Origin of the sequence: Muricoprocola aceti, assembly GCF_025567005.1 — a bacterium.
GTDB classification, from domain to species: domain Bacteria; phylum Bacillota; class Clostridia; order Lachnospirales; family Lachnospiraceae; genus Marvinbryantia; species Marvinbryantia aceti.
In genome coordinates, this window is record NZ_JAOQKE010000015.1 from 14,714 (window position 1) to 27,438 (window position 12,725).

General features: G+C 45.0%; 8 protein-coding genes and 1 other annotated feature. All 8 genes read right to left on the bottom strand.

The window, feature by feature from the left end:
- Positions 1 to 39: 39 nt before the first annotated feature.
- The gene (rpoC, locus tag OCV47_RS11170; RefSeq protein WP_262655140.1) at positions 40 to 3,747 is read right to left on the bottom strand and encodes a DNA-directed RNA polymerase subunit beta'; all 3,708 of its coding nucleotides are present in this window, start codon (positions 3,745 to 3,747) and stop codon (positions 40 to 42) included.
- 14 nt (positions 3,748 to 3,761) lie between these two features.
- Positions 3,762 to 7,610 (bottom strand): DNA-directed RNA polymerase subunit beta, encoded by a 3,849-nt coding sequence (rpoB, locus tag OCV47_RS11175; protein ID WP_262655141.1) that lies wholly within the window; start codon positions 7,608 to 7,610, stop codon positions 3,762 to 3,764.
- Between the two features lie 288 nt (positions 7,611 to 7,898).
- Positions 7,899 to 8,963, bottom strand: a complete 1,065-nt coding sequence (locus OCV47_RS11180; protein WP_262655142.1) for a PTS sugar transporter subunit IIC — start codon at positions 8,961 to 8,963, stop codon at positions 7,899 to 7,901.
- A 217-nt stretch (positions 8,964 to 9,180) separates the two neighbouring features.
- On the bottom strand, positions 9,181 to 9,888 hold the full coding sequence (gene deoD, locus OCV47_RS11185) for a purine-nucleoside phosphorylase (protein ID WP_262655143.1): 708 nt from the start codon (positions 9,886 to 9,888) through the stop codon (positions 9,181 to 9,183).
- A gap of 200 nt (positions 9,889 to 10,088) precedes the next feature.
- Complete coding sequence (locus OCV47_RS11190; protein WP_262655144.1) at positions 10,089 to 10,880, bottom strand: alpha/beta hydrolase; 792 nt, start codon at positions 10,878 to 10,880, stop codon at positions 10,089 to 10,091.
- A gap of 153 nt (positions 10,881 to 11,033) precedes the next feature.
- The gene (gene rplL / locus OCV47_RS11195; protein WP_117447984.1) at positions 11,034 to 11,408 is read right to left on the bottom strand and encodes a 50S ribosomal protein L7/L12; all 375 of its coding nucleotides are present in this window, start codon (positions 11,406 to 11,408) and stop codon (positions 11,034 to 11,036) included.
- Between the two features lie 116 nt (positions 11,409 to 11,524).
- Positions 11,525 to 12,013: a 50S ribosomal protein L10 gene (gene rplJ, locus OCV47_RS11200; RefSeq protein WP_117448002.1), complete on the bottom strand. Its 489-nt coding sequence runs from the start codon at positions 12,011 to 12,013 to the stop codon at positions 11,525 to 11,527.
- Positions 12,014 to 12,057: 44 nt separating this feature from the next.
- Positions 12,058 to 12,198: a sequence feature (ribosomal protein L10 leader region), on the bottom strand.
- 35 nt (positions 12,199 to 12,233) lie between these two features.
- On the bottom strand, positions 12,234 to 12,620 hold the full coding sequence (locus OCV47_RS11205) for a hypothetical protein (RefSeq protein WP_262655146.1): 387 nt from the start codon (positions 12,618 to 12,620) through the stop codon (positions 12,234 to 12,236).
- Between the last annotated feature and the right edge of the window lie 105 nt (positions 12,621 to 12,725).

A 12,725-nucleotide genomic window follows, 5' to 3' on the forward strand; every position in this document is an offset into this window, starting at 1 on the left:
TGTGAACAGCTCATTTTTTTATCTTTGATTATCTGGATCTTATTCTTCTGTTTCAGTAGCTTCTTCCACTTCTGCAGTCTCTTCTGAAACATCTTCTGTTACTTCTTCTGCTGCAGCATCAGCAGCCATATCTTCTACTTCATCATAATCCATCTCGTCATCAAAAAGAATATCATCATCTTCTGCTTCATCCTGCATATATTCGGTATTCAGATGAACATTGCGGTATCTCTTCATACCGGTACCAGCTGGGATCAGTTTACCGATGATTACGTTTTCTTTCATACCAATCAGTGGATCGATCTTACCCTTGATCGCTGCTTCTGTCAGTACCTTAGTGGTTTCCTGGAAGGATGCAGCTGACAGGAAGGAGTTAGTAGCCAGGGATGCTTTTGTAATACCAAGCATTACCTGTTTTCCTTCTGCAGGCTCTTTGCCTTCTTCGATCATCTTTTCATTGGTATCTTCAAAGTCAAGAATGTCAACCTGTGTTCCCGGAAGGAAATCAGTATCTCCAGCTTCCTCAACTCTGATCTTCTGCAGCATCTGACGTACAATCACTTCGATATGTTTATCGTTGATTTCTACACCCTGCAGACGGTATACACGCTGTACTTCCTGGATCATGTAATCCTGTACGGCACGAACACCCTTGATTCTTAAAATATCATGTGGATTTACGCTACCTTCGGTCAGTTCATCACCGGCTCCCAGTTCTACGCCATCCAGAACTTTAATTCTGGAACCATATGGGATCAGGTAAGTCTTAGACTCTCCTGTTTCCTGATTGGTCACGATAATTTCACGTTTCTTCTTCGTATCACGGATCTCAACTTTACCGGCGATCTCAGTGATGATTGCAAGACCCTTTGGTTTTCTCGCTTCAAAAAGCTCCTCAACTCGAGGAAGACCCTGTGTAATATCTCCACCAGCCACACCACCGGTATGGAAGGTACGCATGGTCAGCTGTGTACCAGGTTCACCGATAGACTGTGCTGCAATGATACCTACGGATTCACCTACCTGTACCGGTTCACCGGTTGCCAGGTTGGCACCATAACATTTTGCGCAGACACCGATATGTGACTTACAGGTCAGCACAGTACGGATCTTAATCTTTTCGAATGGCTTGCCTTCTGCATCTACACCTTCGGACATGATCTTTGCAGCACGCTTCGGTGTGATCATATGGTTAGCCTTTACAATCACTTCACCATTCTTATCACAGATCGTCTCGCAGGAGAATCTTCCTGTGATACGTTCCTGAAGGCTTTCGATCTCTTCTTTACCATCACGAAGTGCCTGTACATACATACCAGGTGCTTCCTTACCTTCACAGCAGTCTGTCTCACGAATGATCAGATGCTGTGATACGTCTACCAGACGTCTGGTCAGGTAACCAGAGTCAGCGGTACGAAGAGCTGTATCGGACAGACCTTTACGAGCTCCATGAGCAGACATGAAGTATTCCAGTACGTCCAGACCTTCACGGAAGTTGGACTTAATAGGAAGTTCGATGGTGTGACCGGTTGTATCGGCCATCAGTCCTCGCATACCTGCCAGCTGTTTGATCTGCTTATCAGAACCACGGGCTCCTGAGTCAGCCATCATGTAGATGTTGTTGTACTTATCCAGACCATCCAGCAGAGCTTTGGTCAGAATATCATCGGTATTCTTCCAGGTCTCAACAACTTCTTTATAACGTTCTTCTTCTGTGATCAGACCACGTTTGTAGTTTCTTGTGATCTTATCTACAGTATCCTGAGCCTCAGCTATCAGCTGTGGTTTCTGTGGTGGCACAGTCATATCGGAAATGGATACGGTCATGGCCGCTCTGGTAGAATATTTGTAACCCATGGACTTGATATCATCCAGCACTTCTGCTGTCTTGGTAGCTCCATGTGTATTGATAACTTTCTGAAGGATCTGTTTCAGGCCTTTCTTACCTACATGGAAATCAACTTCCAGGGCAAGATCATTGTCATGATTGCTTCGGTCTACAAATCCAAGGTCCTGAGGAAGGATCTCGTTAAAGATAAATCGTCCTAGTGTAGAGCTTACTGTTCCTGTCTTCTCTGTTCCGTCCGGCATTGTCTTAGTAACACGAACGTGAATCTTTGTCTGAAGAGTAATTACCTGGTTCTCATATGCAAGAATTGCTTCGTTGACACTCTTGAAGAACTTACCTTCTCCCTTTGCTCCGGGTCTTTCCTGTGTCAGATAGTAAATACCAAGGACCATATCCTGTGAAGGAACGGCTACAGGGCCGCCATCAGACGGCTTCAGAAGGTTGTTCGGTGAAAGAAGCAGGAAACGGCACTCTGCCTGTGCTTCTACGGACAGCGGAAGATGAACCGCCATCTGGTCACCATCGAAGTCGGCGTTGAACGCGGTACAAACCAGTGGATGCAGCTTAATCGCTTTTCCCTGCACCAGAATCGGTTCAAATGCCTGAATACCAAGTCTGTGCAGTGTAGGAGCACGGTTCAGCATGACCGGATGCTCTTTAATAACCTGTTCCAAAACATCCCATACCTGCGGTTCCAGTCTCTCAACCATCTTCTTGGCATTCTTAATATTGTGAGAAGTACCGTTTGCCACCAGTTCTTTCATAACGAAAGGCTTGAACAACTCAATCGCCATCTCCTGTGGCAGGCCGCACTGGTAAATCTTCAGTTCAGGACCAACAACGATAACAGAACGCCCGGAATAGTCAACTCGTTTTCCGAGCAGGTTCTGACGGAAACGTCCTGATTTACCCTTTAACATATCCGACAGGGACTTCAGTGGTCTGTTACCCGGTCCGGTTACCGGACGTCCTCTACGTCCGTTATCAATCAGAGCATCCACAGATTCCTGCAGCATTCTTTTTTCGTTACGAACGATGATATCTGGTGCGCCCAGCTCTAACAGTCTTTTCAGACGGTTGTTACGGTTGATAATACGACGATACAGATCATTTAAGTCAGATGTGGCAAAACGTCCACCATCCAGCTGTACCATCGGACGGATATCTGGCGGGATAACCGGAATGACAGTCATAATCATCCACTCTGGTTTATTTCCAGATTCACGGAATGCTTCTACGACTTCCAGTCTCTTTACGATACGGGCACGCTTCTGGCCTGATGATTCAGCCAGAGCAGCCTGTAATTCTGCAGATTCCTTGTCCATGTCAATTGCTTCCAGAAGCTCTTTGATGGCTTCTGCACCCATGCCAACACGGAATGTGTCTCCATAGGCTTCTCTTGCTTCCTGATATTCTTTCTCTGTCAGCACCTGCTTATACATCAAGTTAGTATCACCGGCATCCAGTACAATGTAGTTCGCAAAGTACAGGACTTTTTCCAGTACACGCGGTGATAAGTCCAACATCAGACCCATTCTGGAAGGGATACCCTTGAAATACCAGATATGAGAAACTGGTGCAGCCAGTTCAATATGACCCATACGCTCTCTACGAACGCTGGATTTGGTAACTTCTACACCACAGCGATCGCAGACAACACCTTTATAACGGATTTTCTTATATTTACCACAGTGGCACTCCCAGTCCTTGCTAGGTCCGAAAATACGTTCACAGAAAAGTCCGTCTTTTTCCGGTTTCAGTGTTCTGTAGTTAATGGTTTCCGGTTTCTTTACTTCTCCATGGGACCACTCTCTGATTTTCTCAGGAGATGCCAGGCCAATCTTGATCGCATCAAACGAAATTGGCTGATAAACTTCTTTATTTGTTACTTCTGCCATGAATGGTTCCCTCCCTATTCTACATCGTCATCGAAGCTGTCATCCACATCAACGGTTTCTTCATCTTCGGACTCCTGTACATCTACAAGTTCATCACCGGAGAATTCCTGCTGGCTGAATCCATAGCTGCCAAAGGAATTTTCCTCACGCTTATAGCCTCTGTCTCCTTCAATGACGGAACGGATATCTGTTTCACCATAATCAACAGTTTCCATAATCTCTACTTCCTGCTGGTTCTCGCCAAGGACTTTCACATCCAGACCAAGAGCCTGCAGCTCTTTCAGCATAACCTTAAAGGATTCTGGAATACCCGGTTCAGGAATATTCTCACCCTTAATGATTGCTTCATATGTCTTCACACGACCAACAACGTCATCAGATTTTACTGTCAGGATTTCCTGCAGTGTGTAAGATGCTCCGTATGCTTCCAAAGCCCAAACTTCCATCTCTCCGAAACGCTGACCACCGAACTGAGCTTTACCACCCAGAGGCTGCTGTGTTACCAGTGAGTAAGGACCCGTAGAACGTGCATGGATCTTATCATCAACCAGGTGATGCAGCTTCAGATAATGCATGTGTCCAATGGTTACAGGGCTGTCAAAGAACTCACCTGTTCTACCATCACGAAGTCTTACCTTACCGTCTCTGGACAGTGGCACACCCTTCCACAGTTCTCTGTGATCTCTGTTCTCATACAGATAATCCAGAACTTCCGGAAGCAGCTCTTCGCCATGTTTTGCTTTAAATTCATCCCATTCCAGATTGACATAATCGTTTGCCAGATCCAGAGTGTCCATGATATCAATTTCGTTTGCACCGTCAAATACCGGAGTAGAAATGTTAAATCCAAGGGCTTTTGCTGCAAGACTCAAATGAATCTCCAGCACCTGTCCGATATTCATACGAGAAGGCACACCCAGAGGATTCAGCACGATATCCAGTGGACGTCCGTTTGGCAGGAATGGCATATCTTCTACTGGTAATACACGGGAAACGACACCCTTGTTACCATGACGTCCGGCCATCTTATCACCAACGGAAATCTTTCTCTTCTGTGCAATATAGATTCTGACTGCCTGATTTACTCCAGGTGCCAGTTCATCTCCATTTTCTCTTGTGAATACTTTTGCATCTACAACAATACCATATTCACCATGAGGTACTTTCAGAGAAGTATCTCTTACTTCACGTGCTTTTTCACCGAAAATTGCGCGAAGCAGTCTCTCTTCTGCTGTCAATTCTGTCTCTCCCTTAGGAGTTACTTTACCAACCAGGATATCACCGGCACGAACTTCCGCACCGATACGGATGATACCTCTTTCATCCAGATCCTTTAATGCGTCATCACCCACACCAGGAACGTCTCTTGTGATCTCTTCCGGTCCCAGCTTGGTATCACGGGCTTCTGCCTCGTATTCTTCAATATGAACAGATGTGTATACGTCGTTCATAACCAGTCTTTCACTTAACAGAACCGCATCCTCGTAGTTATAACCTTCCCATGTCATGAAACCGATCAGTGGGTTCTTACCAAGAGCGATCTCACCATTAGAAGTAGAAGGTCCGTCTGCAATAACCTGTCCTTCTGCTACACGATTGCCTTTGAATACGATTGGCTTCTGGTTGTAGCAGTTGCTCTGGTTGCTTCGCAGGAACTTGGTCAGATGATATTCATCCTTCTGTCCGTCATCTGTTCGAATGACAATATCTTTAGATGTAACAGTCTCTACTACACCTGCACGTTTTGCTACCACGCAGACACCTGAGTCAACCGCTGCCTTTGTCTCCATACCAGTACCTACTACAGGAGCTTCAGTAGTCAGAAGAGGTACGGCCTGACGCTGCATGTTAGATCCCATCAGCGCACGGTTCGCATCGTCGTTCTGCAGGAAAGGAATGAGGGCTGTAGCTACGGAGAACACCATCTTAGGAGATACATCCATGTAGTCAAACATGCTTCGTTCGTATTCCTGTGTCTCTTCTCTGTAACGACCGGATACATTCTTACGGACGAAATGTCCGTCTGCATCCAGCTGCTCATTCGCCTGTGCTACATGATAATTATCCTCTTCATCAGCGGTCATGTAGACTACTTCGTCTGTGACACGCGGGTTCTTAGGATCTGTCTTGTCAATCTTACGGTATGGTGCCTCAACGAAACCATACTGGTTAATTCTTGCATAGCATGCAAGAGAGTTGATCAGACCGATGTTCGGTCCTTCAGGAGTCTCGATAGGGCACATTCTTCCATAGTGGGAATAATGTATGTCTCGAACCTCGAATCCGGCTCTGTCTCGTGACAGACCACCAGGTCCCAGTGCGGACAGACGTCTCTTATGAGTCAGCTCACCAAGAGGGTTGTTCTGATCCATGAACTGTGACAGCTGGGAAGATCCGAAGAACTCTTTCACTGCTGCAGTTACCGGCTTGATATTGATCAGGGACTGTGGGGAAATACCTTCCAGATCCTGTGTGGTCATTCTTTCACGAACCACTCTCTCCAGTCTGGACAGACCGATACGGTACTGATTCTGAAGCAGTTCACCTACCGCGCGAATACGTCTGTTACCCAGGTGGTCAATATCATCATCATTTCCAATGCCATATTCCAGATGCATATTATAATTAATAGAAGCAAAGATATCTTCTTTTGTAATATGCTTTGGAATCAGGTCATGAATATCTCTCTTAATTGCATCTTTGATATCATCCAGGCTTTCATTTTCTTCCAGTATAGAAGCCAGCACCGGATAATATACTAATTCTGTCACGCCAAGGCTTCTTGCTTCATCCTCATCAATATCTACCCATTTGGTGATATCTACCATCATGCTGGACAGAACTTTTTCATTGCGTTCTTCTGTCTGAATCCAGACAAATGGAACTGCCGCATTCTGAATATCATCAGCCAGTTCGCGTGTTAACTTTGTTCCTGCTTCTGCCAGGACTTCACCTGTAGAAGGATCCACTACATCCTCTGCCAGTACATGTCCTGCAATACGGTTACGAAGCATCAGCTTTTTGTTGAATTTATAACGTCCGACTTTTGCAAGATCGTATCTTCTCGGGTCAAAGAACATTGCTGTAATCAGGCTCTCTGCGCTCTCTACTGCTAATGGTTCACCTGGGCGGATCTTCTTGTACAGTTCCAGAAGACCTTCTTTGTAGTTCGTAGAAACGTCCTTGGTCAATGTCGCAAGAATCTTTGGTTCCTCACCAAATAATTCCAGGATCTCAGCATTCGTGCTGACACCAAGGGCACGAATCAATACGGTAATCGGTACTTTTCTGGTTCTATCTACACGAACATAAAATACGTCATTGGAGTCTGTCTCATATTCCAGCCATGCACCACGGTTTGGAATCACGGTAGAAGAAAACAGTCTCTTACCAAGCTTGTCATGTGCAATTGCGTAATAAATACCCGGAGAACGAACCAGCTGGCTTACGATAACACGTTCTGCACCGTTAATAACGAACGTACCTGTAGCTGTCATCAGTGGAAGATCTCCCATGAATATTTCATGTTCATTGATTTCATCAGTCTCTCTGTTGTGCAGTCTGACCTTAACTTTCAAAGGAGCTGCATAAGTAGCATCACGCTCTTTGCACTCTTCGATTGAGTATTTGACATCATCTTCGCAAAGCTTGAAATCTACAAATTCCAGGCTGAGCTTTTCGCTGTAATCACGAATTGGTGAGATATCATCAAACACTTCATTGAGGCCTTCGTCCAAAAACCACTGGTATGAGTCCTTCTGAACCTCGATCAGGTTCGGCATCTCAAGAACCTCTTTCTGTCTTGAGTAACTCATTCGGAAACTGTTGCCGTTTGTGATAGGACGTATCCTGTTTTTCTCCATATGACGTTTCACCCCTGTCTTTTTATATAAATGTGCTGGTGTGCTCTTGCTCTTTTCCATACAAATACACCAAGTTTCTTTTTGGGTATACTCCACCCAAACGCATACTCTCGCACAATAATGCAACTTATACTGTATCACCAATTTTCAAGCTTGTCAAATGGTTTTTGAAATTTGTTTAAAAAAAATAACTGTTCAGTGCTTTCACAGTGGGGTCTGAATAGTTACTTCCGTTCATTAAAAATGTAAAAATGGAATCCACGTCACTGCGGATTCCATTCCATTTCTTTACATATCCAGTTTCATGTCGCCATATTTGATCCAGCCTTTTTTTCTCATGTATTCGGAGATAGCCAGGGTGATGAGTGCCGGGAGAATGATCTGGATCAGCAGTATCTTAATCAGGACGATGGTTCCAGATTCTGCAGGTACCATCGTCTGCCAGGTCATGATCTGTCCTACCAGTCCGGCTGTTCCCATGCCGGATCCGGTGGCATTGCCTGTCATCTTGAAGATCATGGTTCCAACCGGTCCTAAGATGGCGCTTGAGAGAATGGCCGGGAGCCAGATCACAGGCTTACGGACAATATTGGGTACCTGAAGCATGGAAGTTCCGATTCCCTGCGCTACCAGACCACCGATTTTATTTTCACGATATGAAGCTACTGCAAATCCTACCATATTACAGCAGCATCCAACGGTAGCTGCCCCGGCCGCCAGACCAGACAGGTTCAGAATAATACCAAGTGCTGCTGAACTGATCGGAAGAGTCAGGATCATCCCCATCAGAACCGATACCACGATACCCATCAAAAATGGCTGCTGCTCTACGCCCCAGTTGATAATTGCGCCAAGGCTTGTCATGATTTTTGACACGCCCGGTCCCACCAGAAGACCAACCAATGAACCGGTTCCAATGGTCACAATCGGTGTTACCAGAATATCCACTTTCGTCCTGCCTGCTACCAGATGCCCACATTCAATTCCAATGTAGGCAGCCAAAAACGCCCCAAGTGGTTCTCCCGGTCCTGCAAATACCATCGTTCCATCCACAAGAACCGTACCGGCCAGCAGCTTGCTGGCAAATGCGCCCACCATACCGGCTGTCGCCGCAGATACCACTACCAGATAGCTTTCTTTAAACTTCGCAGCCACACCCACGCCGATACCGGCACCGGTCAGTGCTGCCGCAACTTTCCCTACCGCAAAGATCATATCTCCTCTCGGGCCACCGATCAGTGTACCGATCTGCTGAATAATTGTGCCTATGATCAGTGTGGCGAACAGCCCCTGTGCCATGCCGCTCAGACCGTCAATAAAAATGTGATCCAGTAAATCCTTGATTTTCTTCATGTTCTCTCCCTCCTGCGTTCTTACGTGTCTTGTCACCTGTCATGTTATTAGGTATCATACCGTAACATATGAATAAAATCAAGCAAATAAGTCTTACATTTTCTATGTATCGTCACGCAAAATGCCTTGCAGGGCTTTTCTGTGGACAGTAACCATACTTTATAACGCACAAAAATCATGCCGAAGCATGATTTTTGTACGATATATCTTTTTCTGTTTAAAGTCTGATGGCAGTCTCTAATGCCACTTTCATCATATTAGTGAACTTGTTCTGTCGTTCTTCTGCAGTAGTTGCTTCGCCCGTTACAATAGAATCAGATACTGTAAAGATGCCAAGGGCTCTTACTCCCGCTCTCGCTGCTTCGCAGTAAAGTGCATAACTTTCCATTTCAATACCAAGCACTCCCATCTTCGCCCACTGCTTCCATTCTGGTGTCTCAGTATAGAAAACATCACTGGACAGGATGTTTCCCACAATGTACGGGAATCCTTCTGCTTCTGCCATCTCCTGTGCCGTTTTCAGCAGGGTAAAATCAGCAATCGCGCTAAATGTTCCAGGCAGGTTGTACTGATGTACATAATTACTGTCTGTACATGCGCCCTGTGCCATCAGAATGGTTCCAAGTCTGGCATTTTCCTGTGTTGCTCCACAGGATCCTACACGAATCAGATTTTTCACTCCGTAAAACTGAATCAGTTCATGGCTGTAAATGCCAATAGACGGCATACCCATTCCAGTTCCCATGACAGATACTTTCTTTCCTTTATATGTTCCGGTGTATCCAAACATATTACGCACTGTATTAAACTGCACTGGATTTTCTAAAAATGTCTCTGCGATCACTTTTGCACGAAGCGGATCTCCCGGTAATAAAATCGTTTCTGCTATATCGCCCATATTGGCCGCGTTGTGTGGTGTTGCCATAATTTATTCCTCCTGTATAAACGTTTAGTCCAGGCTATTGCCCTGCATTATATATTATGTCGTGATTTCATCACTCAATAATATCGCCACCCACCAAATGCAAACAAACCTGCATTTTTTCTCTTGGCTCATTATATCATATACAAATGCTGTTCGCCTACTCTTTCACTTAAATTTTATAATTGAATAAACAGCCATATCTATTTATCTATCTTTTCCATCACATGATCCAACCATTCCAGGCACAGCGGCATCCAGCGTGCAATATGCATATCTGGTTTTCGGTTCTTCTCCAGTTCCTGTACTTCTTCCGTAGCCAGGGACAGACCATGTATTCCATCCGGGAACAGATGATATTCCACCGGAATCTTATGCTTTGCCAGCTCGGTCAGCAACAACAGTGAATTTTCCACCGGAACTGCATCATCCGCAAAGGTTCCCCACAGAAATACCGGCACACAGCTTTCATCCACCTGCTTTTCCAGACTGTATGTCTCCTGCGCCTGCCGCTCCTCTCCTGCCAGTCTCACAAAGCTGCTGCGGTGTGCATATACACCAGATGAGATCACCGGATAACACAGAATCATTCCATCTGGACGGTGTTTCTGCAGATCCTCTCCTTTTTCAAAATATTCCGGACGGTTCCACATCACCCCCAGGCTACCTGCCAGATGGCCGCCTGCTGAAAATCCACAGGTATAAATATGTTTTCCTTCCATCTGATATTTTTGTGCGTTATCTCTTAACCAGCATACTGCACCTGCCAGTTGCTGAAGTGGTACATTTTTCAGCACCGGAGCTTTTACTTCATACCAGAGCACAACAGCCAGATAACCACCTGCCACAAACTGTTCCGCCACCGGCCCTGCCTCACGTTCACACAGATTCTCATATCCTCCTCCCGGACAGATCACTACTGCAGCCTTTGGTGCTTGCTTCGGCTGGTAAATATCTATGCAGGCACCATTTTTGTCTATTATTCGTTTCTCCATTCCAGATTATCCCCCATTTTCACTTCTTGGCCTTCTTGTTGCCAGATATCGTTATCTTGCAACTACCATATTTTACCATAAACGAGCATAAAAAAACCACAACATGTTTCCATGCTGTGGTTCTTATAAATTGCATTGCTCTGTTTGCTCAAATTATTTAAGAGTAACTTTAGCGCCTTCTGCTTCCAGTTTTGTCTTAAGTTCTTCAGCTTCAGCTTTAGAAGCGCCTTCTTTAACAACCTTTGGAGCGCCATCTACAACTTCTTTAGCTTCTTTCAGTCCAAGACCTGTTGCTTCACGAACAACTTTGATAACTTTAACTTTGTTTGGTCCAACTTCTGTCAGTTCTACGTCGAACTCATCTTTTTCTTCTGCTGCTTCAGCGCCTGCTCCTGCTGCTGCTACTACAACACCTGCTGCTGCAGATACACCAAATTCTTCTTCACATGCTTTTACTAAATCATTTAACTCTAATACTGTAAGCTCTTTGATAGCTTCAATAAATTCAGCTGTTGTTAATTTTGCCATTTTATTTTCCTCCATTTTTTGATTTATTCGTTTTTGCTTCGCCAGTCATGCTGCCAGCGAGATTCGTTTAAAATAATCAGGCTGCCCATTGGGCATCTGACTGTGCCGTATTCGACTTAAGCCTCTTTGGACTCTGCGATCTGGCTGATAACACGTGCAAAGTTTGCGATTGGAGACTGAATGCTTCCAAGCAGTTTGCCAAGCAGTTCTTCTCTTGATGGAACGTCTTTCAGTGCCTGAATAGCCTTCTCATCATAGTAGCCGCCTTCAACAACACCAGCAACCAGCTTCAGTGCCGGAACTGTCTTTGCATGTTTTGCAAGAATACGGATAGGAGCTGTAGCATCAGTCTTGCTGATTGCGATAGCGTTAGGTCCTTCCAGATTCTCAGAAAGTGGTTCGCAGTCTGTACCCTTGAATGCAAAGTTCATCATTGTGTTCTTGTAAACTTTGTAAACAACACCAGCTTCTCTCATCTCTTTACGAAGAGCTGTATCCTGCTCTACAGTAATTCCGCTGTAAGTAACCAGAACAACAGACTGTGCGTCTTTGATATGCTCGCTGATTTCTTCAACGATCGGTTTCTTCTGTTCTACTTTTGCCATGAATGGTGCACCTCCTTTATAGTTTGTGTACCGCCGCATGAATTCCGGAAAAATAAAAATCTCTCTATACTGCGTACAGAGAGATTCATAAATCATTCCAATAAGAAATTCTTTACTCCTCGGCAGGCGGTTTCATCCTTATGCCTTGCGGCACCTGCTGTCTTCGGCAGTTCTTTTTGAAGATAACACACATTACCGTGTGTGTCAACCACTTTTTATCCTAAAATCCGATTTTTTTCAGGATTTCTTCTTTCAATGCCGAATCCATCTCTTCGTTCACGGAATTGGACATATCCAGATTCTCTACAATCAGTGCGCTACTGTTTTCAGCCAGTAAAATGGCGTGGCGCTCTGCCTGCTCCACCAGTGTCAGTTCTTCTCTTTTCAGTTCTTGTATGTGATAATCTCTGCCATCTGTACTGGTCACCAGCCATCCCTGTCCTGACAGCAGAACAAATCCTTCTTCTGATTCCATGTGACGTCCCCACTGATGGAAGGATGGTACTCCATTTACTTCTGGCTGTGATGCGTGAACAGCCACACGCCATGGGGTACTGTTATGGATAACTTCAAAGCCTTTTTTATTGGTAAGTTCGTATGCCTTCATAATGATTCTCCTTTGTTTGATTTTCTCCTGTATAGATCATATCTTTTTTTCTGTCAATATCTGCAACTAATCAGGGCGGCTGAAATAAATCAGCTGCCCTGATGT

Excerpts from the sequence above, each read along its gene's own strand:
- rpoC (WP_262655140.1), bottom strand. The coding sequence starts at position 3,747 with ATGGCAGAAGTAACAAATAAAGAAGTTTATCAGCCAATTTCGTTTGAT.
- rpoB (WP_262655141.1), bottom strand. The coding sequence starts at position 7,610 with ATGGAGAAAAACAGGATACGTCCTATCACAAACGGCAACAGTTTCCGA.
- OCV47_RS11180 (WP_262655142.1), bottom strand. The coding sequence starts at position 8,963 with ATGAAGAAAATCAAGGATTTACTGGATCACATTTTTATTGACGGTCTG.
- deoD (WP_262655143.1), bottom strand. The coding sequence starts at position 9,888 with ATGGCAACACCACACAACGCGGCCAATATGGGCGATATAGCAGAAACG.
- OCV47_RS11190 (WP_262655144.1), bottom strand. The coding sequence starts at position 10,880 with ATGGAGAAACGAATAATAGACAAAAATGGTGCCTGCATAGATATTTAC.
- rplL (WP_117447984.1), bottom strand. The coding sequence starts at position 11,408 with ATGGCAAAATTAACAACAGCTGAATTTATTGAAGCTATCAAAGAGCTT.
- rplJ (WP_117448002.1), bottom strand. The coding sequence starts at position 12,013 with ATGGCAAAAGTAGAACAGAAGAAACCGATCGTTGAAGAAATCAGCGAG.
- OCV47_RS11205 (WP_262655146.1), bottom strand. The coding sequence starts at position 12,620 with ATGAAGGCATACGAACTTACCAATAAAAAAGGCTTTGAAGTTATCCAT.